This is a genomic window from Winogradskyella psychrotolerans (assembly GCF_018860545.1).
In the GTDB taxonomy this organism is placed as follows: Bacteria; Bacteroidota; Bacteroidia; order Flavobacteriales; family Flavobacteriaceae; genus Winogradskyella; species Winogradskyella psychrotolerans_A.
In genome coordinates, this window is sequence record NZ_JAHKPN010000046.1 from 46,970 (window position 1) to 65,356 (window position 18,387).

The following is an 18,387-nucleotide window of genomic DNA, read 5'->3' on the forward strand; positions in this document are numbered from 1 at the left end:
TTAACTAAATTTTAAAAGCAATATTTGTTTTCTGCTTTTACTTTTTCAGCGATTTCAATACGTAAATCTACGATATCAGGATAGTTTTGATACTTTGTGAAACGTTTAAGACCCATGAGCATCATACGTTGTTCATCGCCTTCAGCAAAAGAAATAATACTTTCTTTTCCTTTTTCTTCAACGATATCGACTGCGTGATATAAATATAATTTCGCCATGGCAATTTGTGCAGATTGTTCTGCTTCACTAGTACGTTTTACATTTTTCTCTGTTCTTAAAATTGCAGATTCTGCCATGTAAATTTCAATTAAAATATCTGCAGCAGCAATTAATAGCTGTTGGTGTTCTTCAAGCTGAGGTCCAAATTTTTGAACGGCTCCACCGGCAACCATTAAGAATGTTTTCTTTAACTTCTTAATCATTTCTTTCTCTTCAGAAAATAATTCAGAATAATCTGGAGTTTCAAACGAAGGAATACCCATTAATTCTTCTTGTACTTTTTGTGCAGGACCTAACAAATCTACGTGACCTTTCATTGCCTTTTTAACAAGCATACCAACGGTTAACATTCTGTTGATTTCGTTTGTTCCTTCATAAATACGCGCAATACGTGCATCTCTCCAAGCGGCTTCCATTGGTGTTTCTTCAGAGAATCCCATACCACCAAAAATTTGAATACCTTCATCGGCACAGTTTTGTACATCTTCGGAAACTGCAACTTTTAAAATAGAACATTCAATAGCATATTCTTCTACACCTTTGAGCTCTGCTTCTTGGTGTGTATTCCCTCCATCAACTCGTAAAGCAATTCTATCTTCAATGTTTTTAGCAGCTCTGTAAGTTGCCGATTCACCAGCATAGGCACTCGCAGCCATTTCCGCTAACTTTGTTTTTATGGCACCAAAGTCGGCAATAGGGGTTTTAAATTGTTTACGCTCCGTAGCATAATTTACAGCTGTCGTTAAAATTCTTCGTTGCGAATCTAAACAAGCAGCAGCTAGTTTTATACGACCAACATTTAAGGCATTCATGGCTATTTTAAAGCCTTCACCACGGCCAGCTAACATATTTTCAACAGGGACAACCGTGTCATTAAAAAATACCTGACGTGTAGAAGACGCACGAATACCTAATTTATGCTCTTCCTCACCTAGCGTGATGCCATTCGGGTTTTCACCATCGTACTCAACAATGAAGCCTGTAATATTTTTGTCATCTTCAATACGCGCAAACACAATCATCAAACTACAAAAACCTGCATTTGAAATCCACATTTTTTGACCGTTGATTTTATATGATTTACCATCCTCAGAAAGTTGAGCCGTAGTTTTACCAGAATTAGCATCCGATCCCGCACCTGGTTCTGTTAAACAATAGGCACCAAACCACTCACCAGTAGCTAATTTAGGAACGTATTTTTGCTTTTGTTCTTCTGTACCATACAGCGTAATGGGCATCGTACCAATTCCGGTGTGAGCACCAAACGCTGTACTAAATGATCCTGTACCAGAAGAAATATAATCACAAGTTAATACGGTTGAAACGAAGCCCATTCCTAAACCTTCATAAGCTTCTGGAACTGCGACGCCTAAAAATCCCATTTCACCAGCTTTACGCATCACCTCTTCGGTTAACGCATAATCTTTAGCTTCAAAACGTGCTTTATGAGCAATAATTTCACGTTCGTTGAATTCCATTACGGATTCTTTCATCATGTTTTGCTCTTCTGAAAAATCTTCAGGAGTGAAAATGTCTTGGCTATCTGTTTCCTTTACCAGGAATTGTCCGCCTCTTAATAAATCTTTTTCTTCTGTTGCCATGTTGTTTTTTAGTTTAAAGAAGATAGAAAAGAGAGAATAGACTCTAACCGAGACTATTTTGAAATCCCATTGTCATTCTTTGGAATTCTTCTGATTTATCTTCAAGTATTTTTAATGTTTCGTTGTTTATATATTGTCTATGTTTTGCTACTAATATTTGTGTGCCCAATTCGAAAGAAGAGCCTAAAGCAATGTCCAGAAAATGTCTAAATGACTTATCTGTTCTTGAAGAGCCTTCCGCAATATTACTTGGCATTGAAACTGAACATCTACTTATTTGTGAACTAACAAATCTGAAATATCATTTGTAATCTCTAAACTGAGTTTCCAAATTTTTAAATTCTTATAATTATGTCTTAGCCTAGCACACATGAGTCTTTTTTCTATTCTCTTTTATCTTCTTTCTACGAAAGGAACTCAAATATCCCACAAGCCCCTTGACCAGTACCAACACACATAGTAACTGCTCCATACTTACCTTTCATGTCTTGCTTACGCATTTCGTCAAATAATTGTACAGATAGTTTTGCTCCTGTACATCCTAATGGATGACCAAGTGCAATGGCTCCACCATTGACGTTAATAATATCTGGATTAAGGTTTAATTCTCTAATGACAGCTAAAGATTGCGAAGCAAAGGCTTCATTTAATTCAATTAACGCTAAATCGTCTTGTTTTAAACCGGCTTGTTTTAAGGCTTTTGGAATTGCTTTAACCGGTCCGATTCCCATGATACGCGGTTCCACACCTGCAGCAGCATAGTTGACCATTCTTGCGATTGGTTCTAAGCCTAATTCTTTTACCATGTCTTCACTCATGACCATAACAAAAGCAGCACCATCACTCATTTGTGACGAGTTACCCGCCGTAACACTTCCACCAGCTGCAAATACGGCTCTAAGTTTTGCTAAAGCTTCTTTACTGGTTCCTGCACGAGGTCCTTCATCTTTAGTTACGGTGTATGATTTTGTTGCTTTTTTACCGTTAGCATCAATATAAGTTTGTTCAACTTCAATTGGTACTATTTGATCTTGAAAACGATCTTCGGCTTGCGCTCTTAAGGCTTTCATATGTGAATTGTAGGCAAACTCATCTTGATCTTCACGAGATACATTGAATTGTTTTGCAACAGCTTCTGCTGTATTTCCCATACCCCAATAATAATCTTCGTGACCTGCTTTTACAATGGCGTCATAATTTAATTCTGGTTTAAATCCAGTCATTGGAACGCTACTCATGCTTTCTGCTCCACCAGCAATAATACAATCTGCCATTCCGGCTTGTATTTTAGCCGTGGCCATGCCAATGGTTTCGACTCCAGAAGAGCAAAAACGATTAACGGTTACTCCAGGAACATCGACAATATCTAATCCCATTAAAGAGATTAAACGTGCCATATTTAATCCTTGTGAACCTTCAGGCATAGCGTTACCAACAATCACATCGTCAATACGCTTTGGGTCTAAATTAGGCAATTCCTTCATCATATATTTGATGGTTTCTGCTGCCAATTCATCTGTTCTTTTAAAACGGAACACGCCTTTTGGTGCTTTACCAACTGCGGTTCTGTATGCTTTTACTATATATGCTGTTTTCATAATTTTAGATTTTTAGATAATTAGATTTTTGAATATTTTAGATTTCTAAGCGTCTAGAAATCTGAGAATCTAAGTTGTCTAATTTCTTAACGGTTTCCCTTTAGTTAACATGTGTTGAATACGTTCCAATGTTTTACGTTCTGTACAAAGTGAAAGGAAAGCTTCACGTTCTAAATCCAATAAATATTGTTCCGTTACTTTGGTTGGTTCCGATAAATCCCCACCAGCCATAACGTATGCTAGTTTATTGGCGATTTTCATATCGTGCTCAGAAATGTAATTCGAGTCTTCCATAGAATCTGTTCCTACCATAAACATTCCTAATGCTTGTTTACCAAGAACTAAAACATCATTTCGTTTCACCGGTTGTGTATAACCAGAATTAGCCATTAACATAGCGTGTTGTTTTGCAACGGCAATTTGACGGTCTTTGTTCACCACAACAACATCTTTGCCTTTTTGAAGTAATCCTAAATCGAAAGCTTCATAAGCAGATGTCGAAACTTTTGCCATACCAATGGTTAAGAAATATTCTTGTAAAATATTTAATTGTACATCGCCTTTATGGAAAAGGTCTTGGGCTCTTAAAGCCATTTCTTTAGAACCTCCACCACCAGGAATTACACCAACACCAAACTCTACAAGTCCCATGTACGTTTCTGCTGCTGCAACCACTTTATCAGCGTGAAGTGATAACTCACATCCTCCACCTAAAGCCATGCCATGTGGCGCAGAAATCGTTGGAATAGAAGAGTAGCGCATGCGCATCATGGTATCTTGGAAATATTTAATAGCCATGTTAAGCTCGTCATATTCTTGTTCTGCAGCCATCATAAAAATCATGCCGATGTTTGCACCAACAGAGAAGTTTGCCCCTTGGTTCCCAACAACTAATCCAGCAAAATCTTTTTCTGCTAAATCAATACCTTTATTTATACCTGCAAGAACATCTCCACCAATCGTATTCATTTTAGACTGGAATTCAACATTTAAGATGCCGTCGCCTAGGTCTTCGATAACCACACCTGAGTTTTTAAAGACTTCGTTCGTTTTGCGAATATTGTCTAAAATGATGAAACTATCTTGACCAGGAATTTTTATTTGTGTTTGAGACGGAATATCATAGAAATACGTTGCGCCTTCTTTTACGGTATAAAAAGATGTGCTTCCAGAAGCCAACATGTCGTTAACCCAAGCAGCAGGCTCTAAACCTTCGGCTTTCATTAATTCGATACCTTTTTCTACACCAATCGCATCCCAAATTTGAAAAGGACCGTGTTCCCACCCAAAACCAGCTTTCATCGCATCGTCAATCTTGTAGAGCTCATCTGAAATTTCTGGAATACGGTTAGAAACGTAAGCGAATAATGCCGTGAAGCTTTTTCTGTAAAACTCACCAGCCTTATCTTTTCCATTTACTAAGACTTTAAAACGATCCACAACTTTATCAATCGTTTTCGTAAGCTCTAAAGTGGCAAATTTTGCTTTTTTAGAAGCTCTGTATTCAAGTGTATTTAAGTCTAATGATAAAATTTCAGAAGAACCATCTTCTCTTCTCACTTTCTTATAAAAACCTTGTCCGGTTTTACTTCCTAACCATTTATTTTCCATCATGGTGTTGATGAAATCTGGCAATTCAAATAACTCTAAACGTTCATCTTTAGGGCAGTTTTCTCTAATACCGTTGGCCACGTGAACTAAAGTATCTAAACCTACAACATCTACTGTACGGAAGGTTGCCGATTTTTGACGACCAATAACAGGACCTGATAATTTATCTACTTCTTCGATAGTTAGATTTAAATCTTTAACCGCATGAAATAAACTTTGAATGCTGAAAATACCAATTCGATTTCCTATAAAAGCAGGAGTATCTTTAGCAATTACGGAAGTTTTACCTAAGAATTTCTCTCCATACTCATTTAAGAAATCTAAAACAGCTTGGTCTGTTTTAGGACCAGGAATGATTTCGAATAATTTTAAGTAACGTGCTGGATTAAAAAAGTGCGTGCCACAGAAATGTTTCTGGAAATCGTCACTACGACCTTCACTCATAAAGTGAATTGGAATACCAGAAGTATTTGAGGTAATTAATGTACCTGGCTTACGGTATTTCTCAAGTTTTTCAAAAACTTGTTGTTTAATGTCTAGTCTTTCGACAACAACTTCCATAATCCAATCGACATCAGCAACTTTGGCAATATCGTCTTCTAAGTTTCCTGTAGTGATTCTGCTTGCAAATGCTTGACTATAAATTGGTGAAGGTTTAGATTTTAAAGACGCTGTTAAAGCATCATTTACTAATCTGTTTCTTACAACTTTGTCTTCTAAAGTTAAACCTTTAGATTTCTCTTTGTCGTTAAGTTCTCTAGGTACGATGTCTAATAATAAAACATCAACACCAATATTGGCGAAATGACAAGCGATACCGCTTCCCATAATTCCTGATCCAATAATTGCTATTTTTTTAATTCTTCGTTTACTCATCTTATTTTAAAATGTGTTCTTTTTTATTGTAAATCTGTTTATTTGAAATCATATTATTTATGACTTCGGCAACTTTGTAAAAGTTATTTAGTTCTTCTGTAGAGATATTATTTTTTATAGTTTCATCAAAGGTTAAAACCTTCTCCTTTGATAAAGCTCTTTTTTTTCGACCAAAATCCGTTAAAAAAATTAGAACGCCACGACCATCTTCAGGATTTGGCTTACGTTCTATGAGGCCTTTGGCTTCCATTGTTTTTAAAGTCCTAGATAGACTTGTCGCTTCCATTCCCATTTTTGGACCTAATGATGTTGAAGGAGTTCCTTTTTCTGGATCAATACTTAATAATGCAAATCCAGTGGCCATTGTTGTCCCAAATTCAGACGCCTCTTCATTGTACATTTTGTTGACCGCTAACCATGTGGTTCTAAGGACGTAGTCGATGGTTTTATCTTTCATGTATTACATTTGAGTACCAAATATAATGAAAAATACTATGCGTGCATAATAAATATTTAAAAATTTTATTTCGGTTATGTTAAATTTAATGTTGTTATTCTGAAATAAATAAGTTTTAAAGACTTCTTTTTTGAGAATATGATAATAATTAAAGAAACTTATAATAGGAAGAATACTAGTTAACAACGTATAGCATGACTACTCTGAATCGTGAATAATATCATGTCGTCATTTTTATAAACTAAGCAATAAAAACAAACAGATACACTCTAGTATGGTAACTGTTTGTTTAAGGATTTATTAATTGCAAGTTATCTTAAGTTCTATAGATTTTATCATACAGATCTTGGTATATACCGATTATAATAGCACGTTTCATTTTTAAAGTGGGAGTAAGTTGACCACCCTCTATAGACCAAATATCAGGAGTGAGTTCAAAACGTTTGATTTGTTCCCATTTGCCAAAATGCTTATTATATTTGTCAACTTCTTGTTGAATACGTTTAATCACAATTTCTGAGCTAGCAATTTCGGCATTCGTTTTACCGACGTTATTATTTTTCAGGTCAATCCAATCACGTATAAAATCAAAGTTTGGTTGTATTAAAGCGGCTGGCATTTTTTCACCTTCACCCACAACCATAATCTGTTCGATGAAAAGCGATTGTTTCATATCATTTTCTAAAAGTGGTGGAATAACGTATTTACCACCAGAGGTCTTGAACATTTCCTTTTTACGACCAGTAATTTTTAAGAACCCATCCGCATCTATTTCCCCTTTGTCTCCAGTGTGAAAATAGTCTCCTGACATAACTTCAGCTGTTTTCTCAGGGTCTTTATAATAGCCTAACATGACATTAGGTCCTTTAATTAAAAGTTCTCCATCCTCGGCGATTTTAACCTCTACATTATCTATAGGTTTACCAACAGTACCCACTCTGTACATATGGTCTCGATATAAACCAACAGCGACTACAGGTGATGTTTCTGTTAAGCCATACCCTTCCATAACTCTCATTTTAGCAGCTCCAAATATTCTTGCTAAACGAGGTTGTAGTGCGGCACTTCCAGAAACCATAGTTCTTAACTCACCACCAAGCGCGTCTCTCCATTTGCTAAAAATAAGTTTATTAGCAATTTTCAACTGCAACTCATACCAAGGTCCATTGGCACCATAAGGTTCCCAGCGTTCTCCTAAGCTTACTGCCCAAAAGAATAACACCTTCTTAATACCAGATAATTCATCTCCTTTAAGCATTATTTTGTCGAAAACTTTTTCGAGTAATCGTGGCACAACACTCATTAAATTGGGATTAATCTCTTTGGCATTATCCCCAATTTTGTCTATACCTTCTGCAAAGTAAATGGACATTCCAGCATATTGATATACATATATTAAAACACGTTCAAAAACGTGACAAATAGGTAAGAAGCTTAATATTCTATTTTCACCTGGTACAATCGGTACTCTTGGCGAACTATCTAACGCGTTGCTTGTGATATTCCAATGCGAAAGCATAACACCTTTCGGTTTTCCTGTGGTACCAGAGGTGTAAATTATAGTCGCTAAATCTGTAGATTTTACAGCATCTTTTCTTAATTCTACTTCAGGTTGATTACTGTCGTCTTTACCAAGTTCTAATAACTCGGAATAATGTTTGCAGCCTTCGATATGATTAAAAGAATAGACTTCCTTTATTTTCGTATTCGCTTGTACTTGTTTCACTTTATCAAATACCTCATTATCGGAGACAAAACAGTAAATAGACTCACTATGATTTAAAACGTATTCATAATCTTCGGCAGAAATCGTTGGATATATAGGGATATTTTGTGCTCCTAGTTGAAGAATTCCAATATCCATAATATTCCATTCCGTCCGATTGGTAGATGATATCACTGCAATTTTATCGTCTTTCTGCACACCTAAACGCAATAACGCCCTACTCATTGCATTCGATTTATCTATATACTCTTGGGTAGATATTGACTCCCATTTGCCATTGTATTTGGTAACGAGTGCATTAGGGTTTGGTTTGTGTTGTAATTGGTAATATGGGAAATCAAAAAGTCTTGTTACTTGGGTCATGTCAATTGGCGCTTATTTAATATAGAGATATTACGAAAATATAAAAATTAAAGTTATAAAATATAAAATTAATATTGTTGATGTAAATTAATTGATAATATGCTAATTTGTTGTTGTTTTCTGCAAAATTTAATATTGGTTTGGTGAATTCAATAATTATGGAGTTATTTTTTTGTTAAAGCTGTAATTATTTTTATATATTTGGTTAACCAGTTTGGTTAACCAATTATAAAGTGTTGAAATTAATACCAATAACTAAATAAATTAATCAATTATGAAAACTTTTTACAATTTAAAGTCTCGGACTTTCTATGTATTAACGATTGCATTATTCTCTACAATTAGTGCGATTTCTCAAACGACCTATAATATCCCCAATTTGGATGATATTGATGAACTTGAAGACTTATTTGAAACTCTTGAAGCAGGAGATACTGTTATTTTAGCGGACGGAGTTTATGATGATGATGATAGAATTAAGTTTTCACCTACTGCAGGTACTGCGGCTATGCCAATAACATTTAGAGCAGAAACTCCTGGTGGAGTTAGATTTACTGGAGGTATGCAATTGAGTATTGGCGGAGATCACGTTGTAGTTGATGGCTTTTATTGGGATGGCGGTTTTGGATCTAGCGTTGTCATCGAATTTAGAGATGGAGAAAACTATGCTAATTATAGTACCCTTCAAAATTGTGCAATGGATGGTCTAGCTGTTGAAAGTCCATCAGCAGGAACAAGTACAAAACATAACTGGGTTATGTTATACGGTACTTATAATACGGTAATTAACTGTTCCTTTATGAATAAGGAAAGTTCTGGAAATATGATTTTAGTAGAACTTGCTTATAACGCCTATCCTCCTGTGGAAGATGACGAGCCTGAAATAAACACCAGCTGCGATATTGTAGGCCATACTATAAGTAATAATTATTTTTATAAGTATGAAAAAATTGATGCGAGTTTATCTAATTCAGGTGATAGTGAAACGATTCGGATAGGTACGAGTTCATATCAAAATGTAGATAGTAGCGTTATGGTGAGTAATAACTATTTTGTTGAAGCTGATGGTGAAAACGAAATTATTACTAATAAAAGTAAAAATAACTCCTACATCAATAATACCTTTAGAAGAAGTAGAGGGTCTTTAGTGCTTCGACATGGTTCTAATGCTACAGTTGAAGGGAATTATTTTTTAGGTGAAAATGTTGATGGCACTGGTGGAATCAGAATTGTGGATAGTGAGCATACCATTACAAATAATTATATTCAAGATTGTATCACAGTTGTTGATCAATCCATATGGAATAACGGTATTACATTTTTGGGAGGAAGCTCAAACAACTCCGTCCCATGTACATCTGACAATACATCAAGTGATTATCAAAAAGTTGTAGATATTAATGTATCTAACAATACCATTATAAATACAAATGCCCCTTTATTTTATAATACCGATAAAGGCTCCACCGACCCAACAGGAATTGTATCGAATAACTTAATTTATTATACGGATGGCAATTCAAACATAACAGAGATACTCACTGGTGATACAGCGAGTTCATATGCGGATCTTGGTACAACTTTAGAATACTCAGGAAACGTTTATTCAGGAGCTGCATTAGGTGAAACTAACCTTGGGTTTTCAGAAGAAACGGGAATTGTAGCGACGCCTAATGGTGAGATATTTACATTTTCCGGTCTTGGATCTGAAAATAAAGGTGCTGATATGGGTATTTACGAACCTACAACTGATGCTATGGTAGGTTATGGCATTGGTGCTTGTTTCTTAAATAATTTAGGTGAAAGTATAATGGATGGAGATTGTACTATTGAAATACCAGAATCGTTAACAATTAGTGGTTTATCTGCGCTTGATCCTGGTGCTGGTAGTTATGATGTTTCGGTCAATGCAAATGTAAGTTGGTTAGCGGTTTCTAACGATGCTTGGATATCATTAGATGTGAGCTCAGGGACTGGTGATGCCGTAGTTGAAATTTCAGTAACCGAAAATAGTGATACTAATAGTAGATCTGGTTCTGTAACATTTACTCAAGACGACGTAACTGATGGTATCGTTAGAATTTTGAACATAACACAAGATGGTGCCGATTTAACAGATTTATATGATTTAATTAATACAGGAGTTGAAGGTGAAGATCCTGTCACAATTCATTCGTTTTCTCAACAGGAAGTGGATCTCGATGCTGATCCACCAAAGACGAATTATGCCTATAATACTTTAGATAAAGATACAGGGACGCAATGGACTGCATCAGATGGTTCAATTCTAGCAGGCGATTTTAAAGGTGATGGTGAATATGTTATTTTTGATTTAGATGGTGAATATGAACTTGATTTAATACAAATTGCTACAGATGATAAGGCAGATCCTTATGGTATACAATTTTGGGTATCTACTACAGGAACAGACCCTTCAGATTTTACCATGGTTTTACCAACTACGGCGGATGATTTATTAATTACTACAACTACAGGTACACGAGATGATTTTGATCAGTATGAAGTTTCAGTTAATGCACGTTATGTAAAACTCATGAGTTACGGAAGATTCAATACAGCCGGAGACGACAGGGTCAGTGCATGGTCTAATATTACTGAAGTAGAGTTTTTCGGTTCTCAAGTGTTATCTGTAAGTGAGGCTGAGATACAAAAGAATGTTTCACTCTATCCAAATCCTGTTAAGAATAATTTAAATATTAAAGTTTTAAATAATATTCAAATGGATGATGCTAAACTCTATAGTTTAGATGGTAAATTAATTATGAATATGAAGCTAGAGTCTTCTAATTCGGAATTCTCAATAGATCTAACAGAACTAAGTAGTGGAAGCTATATTCTCAACCTTTCAGCTTTAGACGGCACTAATTTTTCTAAATTAATTATAAAAGAATAGTAGCTTAAATTGTTATTATAACAACAAAAAAAAGCTCTTACATTTTGTAAGAGCTTTTTTATTAGTTTAAGATTATTTGGTAATCCACTTTCTTGCATTCACAAAGGCTTCTAACCAAGGCGATACGTCATCTTTTCTATCTTGTGGGTAATTCGCCCAATTCCATTGAAAAATAGAGCGTTCTATATGTGGCATTGTCGCTAAATGGCGTCCGGTTTTATCGCAAAGCATTGCGGTATTAAAATCAGAACCGTTAGGATTTGCAGGATATTCCGCATAACCATATTTAGCAACAATATTGTATTTGTCTTCTGCATATGGAAGCTTAAATTTGCCTTCACCATGAGAAATCCAAACCCCTAAAGTACTTCCGGCTAAACTAGAGAGCATTACCGAATTATTCTCTTGAATCTTAACCGATGTAAAGCCACTCTCATGTTTATGTGAATCGTTATAAGTCATTTTACCGTGAATCTCGTGCTCTGGATTAACGAGGTCTAGTTCCATCCAAAGTTGGCAACCATTACAAATACCAACAGACAATGTATCTTCACGCTTAAAGAAATCATTAATCACTTTATTGGCTTTCTCATTGTATTTTATAGCTCCAGCCCAACCTTTCGCTGAACCTAAAACATCAGAATTACTAAAACCACCAACGGCTCCTAAAAACTGAATATCTTCTAAGGTTTCTCTGCCAGAAATTAAATCCGTCATATGCACATCCTTCACATCAAAACCCGCTAAATACATGGCATTTGCCATTTCTCGCTCTGAATTTGAACCTTTTTCTCTAAGAATGGCTGCTTTTGGTCTAGAATTAGGTGTGCCAATACTATCCTTTAACTGGCCTGTAAAATGATTTGGGAACGTAAAGTCTAATGCTTGATGTTTATAATTATCAAAGCGGTCTTTAGCTAATCCATTTGCCGTTTGTTTTTGGTCGAGTAGGTAAGAGGTTTTAAACCACATATCTCGCAATCTTGAAACGGTCATCGTAAAGACTTGGTCATTATTAATAATGCCTAAAACATCACTTTCAGTGACTTTACCTAGTTTATGAAATGTAATATCTGCATTTGATAACGCCGTTTCAATAGTGTCATCACTTTCAGCTTGAATTACGATACCAGCATTTTCAGCAAAGAGCACTTTAAAGGCATCTTTTTCGTTTAGGCTTGTAATATCTAACTCAGCTCCTAAATTAGTATCAGCAAAACATAATTCTAATAAAGTGGTAATTAATCCACCAGAAGCCACATCGTGACCTGCAACAATTTGATTGTCTTTTATTAAATCTTGAATGGTATTAAATACCGTTTTTACGTACGTTGCACTTTTAATATTAGGAGTGGTATTTCCTATTTTATTGTTGATTTGCGCAAAAGAACTTCCACCTAATTCATAAGAATCTTGAGAAATATTGATGTAGTATATGGATCCTTTTCCTTTTTTGAAAACGGGTTCTACAACTTTAGTAATATCATTACAATTAGCGGCGGCAGAAATAATCACGGTTCCAGGAGAAATGACATCACCATCAGGATATTTCTGTTTCATGGATAATGAATCTTTTCCTGTTGGTACATTAATACCTAAGTCGATTGAAAATTCTGAGATCGCTTTTACAGCCTCATATAAACGTGCATCTTCACCTTCATTTTTACAAGGCCACATCCAGTTGGCAGATAAGGATACACTTTTTATGCCATCTTTAAGAGGTGCCCACATAATGTTAGTTAAAGCTTCCGCTATTGAATTGCGACTACCAGCTTCCGGATTAATTAATCCTGAAATAGGTGAGTGTCCAATTGATGTTGCAATACCTTCTTTACCTTTAAAGTCGAGTGCCATAACTCCAACATTATTTAAAGGGATTTGTAATGGTCCAACACATTGCTGTTTGGCTACTTTACCACCAACACAACGGTCTACTTTATTTGTTAACCAATCTTTAGAGGCAACGGCTTCAAGTTGTAACACTTGGTCTAAATAGTCGTAGAAATTTTTAGTGTTATACGAAATTCCAGAATATTCCTTTTCAACCGTAACATCATTCATTATAGTTTTAGGAGAGCTCCCAAACATATCCTCTAAGGCTAAATCCATTGGCTTCTGGCCTGTCATTTTAGACTCAAAAGTAAATCGGTGTTTTCCGGTGACTTCACCAACATCGTAAATAGGAGACCGTTCTCTGTCTGCTATTTTATGTAAGGTATCTAAATGTTTGTCACCAATAACTAATCCCATACGTTCTTGAGATTCGTTACCAATAATTTCTTTAGCCGACAATGTTGGATCACCAACAGGTAATTTATCTAAATCGATGTTTCCACCAGTATCTTCAACAAGTTCTGATAAACAATTTAAGTGTCCACCTGCTCCATGATCGTGAATAGAAACAATAAAATTTTCATCACTTTCTACCATGCCACGAACGGCATTTGCAGCACGTTTTTGCATTTCTGGGTTAGATCGTTGTACCGCATTTAACTCAATACCTGATGCCAAAGCACCAGTGTCTGCAGAAGAAACCGCAGCTCCTCCCATACCAATTCTATAATTATCACCGCCGAGGATGACGATTTTATCGCCTTCTTTCGGAACATCTTTCAAGGCTTGGTCGGCTTTTCCATAACCAATTCCACCAGCTTGCATAATCACTTTATCGTAACCAATTTTACCGTTGGTATCTTGGTGTTCAAAAGTTAAAACAGATCCGCATATTAACGGTTGACCAAATTTATTTCCAAAATCAGAGGCTCCATTACTGGCTTTAATCAAAATATCCATTGGAGTTTGGTATAACCATTTGCGCTCAGGAAATGCTTTTTCCCAAGGACGCTCGTCGTTTAATCTTGAATATGAGGTCATGTAAACTGCAGTACCAGCTAAAGGTAAAGAGCCTTTTCCGCCAGCTAATCGATCTCTAATTTCTCCACCGGATCCTGTTGCAGCACCATTAAATGGTTCAACGGTTGTTGGGAAATTATGCGTTTCAGCTTTTAGTGAAATTACAGATTCGTAATCTTTTGTGGTATAATAATCTGGGATGTCAGCACGTTGTGGCGCAAATTGCTCAACAACTGGTCCTTTTATAAAAGCGACGTTATCTTTATATGCCGAAACAATATCGTTGGGATTTTGCTTAGAGGTTTCTTTAATGAGTTTGAAAAGTGATGTTTCCTTTTCTTTACCATCTATAACAAAGGTGCCGTTGAATATTTTATGACGACAGTGTTCTGAGTTGACTTGAGAAAATCCAAAAACTTCAGAATCCGTTAATGGTCGCCCTATTTTATTGGATACGCTTTCAAGGTATTCCACCTCTTCGTCGCTAAGCGATAACCCTTCTTGTTGATTGTATTCAGAAATGTTTTCAATATTAAGAATAGCTTCAGGTTGAATATCGATTTTAAAAATATCTTGATTCAAACTTGAAAACTTTTCAGAAATCATAGGGTCAAAATCCTTAAAATCTTCAGATATTGAAGTAAACTCTTCAATTCTTATAATATCTGAAATACCCATGTTTTGTGTGATTTCTACAGCATTGGTACTCCATGGAGTAATCATTGCAGCTCGTGGTCCAACAAAAAAAGCATCGAGAGATGCTTGTTCTATTTTTGGTTGGTCGCCAAATAACCATGTCAATTTTGACATGGTTTCTGTTGATAATTCTTTTGTGGCTTGAACAGCAAATACTTTGCTGTTTTGGTTTCCGAAGAAATGAATCATTTATGTGGTGTATTTGAGTTGTGTTTAGTAAAATGCAAATTTACTTTTTTTATACGTTATATAACTTATAATCTAGTATTGAAAATTAGGAGTTGTTCACGATGTTTTAAACATAAAAAAAAGCGGCTCATGGAGCCGCTTCGTTTAATAGGTCTAGTTACAATTAGTGTTTAACCAATCTTTTGGTCTGACTTCCGTTTTCAGAATTTAATTTTATGATATAAACTCCTTTGGTTAATTCAGAGATATTTAATTTGGTTTGATTTGTTGTGATGTTTTGAACGGTTATTTTTTTACCTAAAATATCATAAACTTCAGCGACAAGTGTTTGATTGGATAAGATTGTTACTTCATTACCATTGGCAGGATTAGGAAATAGCTTAATACGATCTTGTTGTACGTCTGTAACTGATAAATCTTCCCATCTGTTTTGGGCTTCAGGTCCTCCCCAAATGACAGTCGCTAAATAAGGATTGTCTATAAAAGGGTTTCTATTGCCTTGAGCAAACTCATTACTTGCATTTCCGTGATATGCGTTTCTCACATCTTCTAAACCACCTTCAACTACTGGGTCTTCAGCATTCCATTGTAAAAACATATCAATCATATCATCAGGTGTAGAAGCGCTACTGCCAAAACCAACATTTGTTGGTAAGCATCGCTCACCGTAACGCAGATACATGTACATAATAATTCTAGCACAGTCACCTTTCCATTCATCTCCAGGATACCAGCCACCATTAGTTGCACCAGATTCACCATTAGTAAATTCACCCGTGGCTTTATCTGAAAACCATAGACTTCCGCGTTGCCCATTTCTTTGTACATCACTAGGTCTCAACATTTGTGCATCAGAACCAGGACCAGAAGTGCCTAAATTAGGGTTTCCTAAGGATTTTGGGTAAACATGTTCTCTGTTCCAATCTCCAACATTTCCTCCATTTTCAAACTTTCCTCTAGTCCGGTCAGTCGTTATGCTACCATCAGTATCATTATATCCATAAAGTAAAATTACATTATCTGAGTTGTTTGGGTCTAAATCTGTGATTCTTGACGCATCCCAAACATCACTGTAGCTTAAATAGTTAACGTGTTTGTCTTCCGTAACATCTATTAAATCATTCTTTAAAGAGATACCTGTAGTAGAAAAATCAACATTGCTATAATACGATTCTAATTCAGTTGGTGGAGCTAATTGCGCAAATGCAAAAGAGGTTACAAATGCTAAGAGTAAAGTGTAAAAGTGTTTCATTAATTTTAATTTTTTAGAATAATGACAAGAAGAATTCGTAGCGAGTGAATTCCTAGGTTTGTCTAGAGCAAAGGTAAATAAAAATAGAGATTAGCTGTTTTTTTAACATTTCACTAAGTGCCGCTCTTTACGTGTTGTAAATGATGATTTTAAGTGTGAAAAAAGTAGCTACACTTCGACTATGGTCATTGTGCAACTGCTTTTTGTATTAAGAAGTCTTAAGTTTATTGTTTAATCAGCTTTTTAGTTACTGTTGAATCTCCTTGAGTCATTTTAACAATATAAAGTCCAGTTTTTAAAGCCTGAAGATTTAAATCACTAGTTTTATTGATGTGGGTTGTAAATACACGCTTTCCAAGAATATCAAAAATTTCAATAGTTGTCGTAATATCAGATTTTAAATCTACAGTTATATTATTTTTAACTGGGTTAGGGTACAGATTTATATCCTCTAAACGATAGTCAGCTACCGAAAGTAAACCACATGTCCATGATAAATTATCAAACATCACTCTATTTGATGTTGTACTATTATTGTTAATGACTAAGGATGTTACAGAATTTACATTAACCTCAATTGTTGTCGTTATAGGGTCGTCTCCGTAAGGAATTGTGCCTACAACATTTCCATTTACAATGAGGTCAAAAGTACCCGTTGATCCACCAAAGACGCGTTGCGTAGTCACTGTGAATTGCTCTACAAAATCAAAATAGTCACTAATATTTGTGGCCTCCAATTGGCCATTTCTAACGGTTATAGCTCTGTTATCTAAGGTCTGATCAGTTCTAGCATCTGTTGCGCTCCATATAATTCCAAGATCGTCGGTCCAGGTGACATCAGTGTATGAGCCAGCAGAAGCTCCCATATTTTCACAAGTTACAGTAATGCAGTTTAAGTCAGGATTTTCATTTTCTAATGTTGTTTCACAAGATTCATTGCTAGGATCTGATTCATTTCCTGCCGCATCTTTAGCCACAACTGTAAAACAAAAGTTAACATCTGGAAGTAAATTTGTTTTAGTCGCAGAGGTCGTGTTAGAGCTAAACGCAAAATTGCCATCCATATAAATATCGTAAGTTGTAACGCCTATGTTGTCGGTAGCTGCGTCCCAACTTAAATCAATAGTACTATCCGTAGGATTTGAAGTTACTAAATTGGTGGGAGTTGAAGGGGTTTCTGTATCTGGAGTTGGATTCCAAATCATATTCACATATTCAGGATGATCTACAAAAGGATTTGCATTACCTTGAAAATTATAGGCAGCATCATTTCTATCTCGCTCGGTTTGATCTACGGGATCAATATTGTTGTGCCAATCTAATAACATATCCACAGCCCAATCTTCTAATGCTTGGTTTTCGGTGCCATTAAACATTTCAAAACTGGCATAACCATCAACATTATCTTGATAACGTGTTACAAAATAAAGTATGGCTCTAGCAATATCTCCTTTAAACTCATCTAGAGGTTCGAAAACAGTGCCTGAATATCCTGATACATTACTGGATCCTAGTTTAGATCCATTTAGTGATGTCCAAGTTGCAGATCCAACAGTACCAAATGGAAAATTATCTCTTTTACCATTGGCATAACCATCACTTGGGACCACATGGTGAATATCATTTTTCATTGGAGATGCGCTTCCAAAAGAGCTCTGTGGTACGATATGCTCACGGTTGTAACAATCAGATTCAGCACCATAGTTTCCACATTGGTTAGTGCCAAGTGTAAACGTATAAGGATCTGTGCCGTTAGGGTTTTCAGTATAGTACATTAAAAGTGTGCCATCATTTTCATAACCGGTTTCTGCGATATTGTCAATAAACGCTGTAGCATAGCCTGTATATAATTCGCCATAGCCTTGATCATCATGACCATTAGTAATAATAGTTTTTAATTCAGTTTTTAAATCAAAACCAGTTAGGCCATTAGCACTATCATAATAATTAGAAGGGATTTGGGCAAATCCAATACTTGACACTAATAAGAGTAATAGGTAGATGTGTTTCATACGTATTGATATAATAAATT

10 protein-coding genes are annotated in these 18,387 nt (G+C 35.7%); 1 reads left to right on the top strand and 9 read right to left on the bottom strand.

Annotation, left to right across the window (positions count from 1 at the left end; all coding sequences use genetic code 11):
• Window positions 1-11: 11 nt before the first annotated feature.
• From KO515_RS15620 to KO515_RS15645, 6 genes are all read right to left on the bottom strand, one after another.
• Complete coding sequence (locus KO515_RS15620) at window positions 12-1,820, bottom strand: acyl-CoA dehydrogenase family protein (RefSeq protein ID WP_215937274.1); 1,809 nt, start codon at window positions 1,818-1,820, stop codon at window positions 12-14.
• 43 nt (window positions 1,821-1,863) lie between these two features.
• Window positions 1,864-2,076 (bottom strand): four helix bundle protein, encoded by a 213-nt coding sequence (locus KO515_RS18945; RefSeq protein WP_354668281.1) that lies wholly within the window; start codon window positions 2,074-2,076, stop codon window positions 1,864-1,866.
• A 148-nt stretch (window positions 2,077-2,224) separates the two neighbouring features.
• The gene (locus KO515_RS15630) at window positions 2,225-3,418 is read right to left on the bottom strand and encodes an acetyl-CoA C-acyltransferase (RefSeq protein ID WP_215937275.1); all 1,194 of its coding nucleotides are present in this window, start codon (window positions 3,416-3,418) and stop codon (window positions 2,225-2,227) included.
• Between the two features lie 78 nt (window positions 3,419-3,496).
• Complete coding sequence (locus KO515_RS15635) at window positions 3,497-5,905, bottom strand: 3-hydroxyacyl-CoA dehydrogenase/enoyl-CoA hydratase family protein (protein WP_215937276.1); 2,409 nt, start codon at window positions 5,903-5,905, stop codon at window positions 3,497-3,499.
• Window position 5,906: 1 nt separating this feature from the next.
• Window positions 5,907-6,362 carry a MarR family winged helix-turn-helix transcriptional regulator gene (locus KO515_RS15640; RefSeq protein WP_215937277.1) on the bottom strand — a complete coding sequence of 152 codons (456 nt, stop codon included), beginning with the start codon at window positions 6,360-6,362 and terminating at the stop codon, window positions 5,907-5,909.
• A 316-nt stretch (window positions 6,363-6,678) separates the two neighbouring features.
• Window positions 6,679-8,451, bottom strand: a complete 1,773-nt coding sequence (locus tag KO515_RS15645; RefSeq protein WP_215937278.1) for an AMP-dependent synthetase/ligase — start codon at window positions 8,449-8,451, stop codon at window positions 6,679-6,681.
• A gap of 274 nt (window positions 8,452-8,725) precedes the next feature.
• Between KO515_RS15645 and KO515_RS15650 the strand changes: the two genes are divergently transcribed.
• Window positions 8,726-11,365 carry a chondroitinase-B domain-containing protein gene (locus KO515_RS15650; RefSeq protein WP_215937279.1) on the top strand — a complete coding sequence of 880 codons (2,640 nt, stop codon included), beginning with the start codon at window positions 8,726-8,728 and terminating at the stop codon, window positions 11,363-11,365.
• Between the two features lie 72 nt (window positions 11,366-11,437).
• Here KO515_RS15650 and purL read toward each other — a convergent pair whose 3' ends face one another.
• The 3 genes from purL to KO515_RS15665 form a co-directional block, all read right to left on the bottom strand.
• Window positions 11,438-15,103, bottom strand: coding sequence for a phosphoribosylformylglycinamidine synthase (purL, locus tag KO515_RS15655; protein ID WP_215937280.1), 3,666 nt, complete (start codon window positions 15,101-15,103; stop codon window positions 11,438-11,440).
• Window positions 15,104-15,266: 163 nt separating this feature from the next.
• Window positions 15,267-16,355, bottom strand: coding sequence for an endonuclease (locus KO515_RS15660; RefSeq protein ID WP_215937281.1), 1,089 nt, complete (start codon window positions 16,353-16,355; stop codon window positions 15,267-15,269).
• 224 nt (window positions 16,356-16,579) lie between these two features.
• The gene (locus KO515_RS15665) at window positions 16,580-18,367 is read right to left on the bottom strand and encodes an endonuclease (protein WP_215937282.1); all 1,788 of its coding nucleotides are present in this window, start codon (window positions 18,365-18,367) and stop codon (window positions 16,580-16,582) included.
• Between the last annotated feature and the right edge of the window lie 20 nt (window positions 18,368-18,387).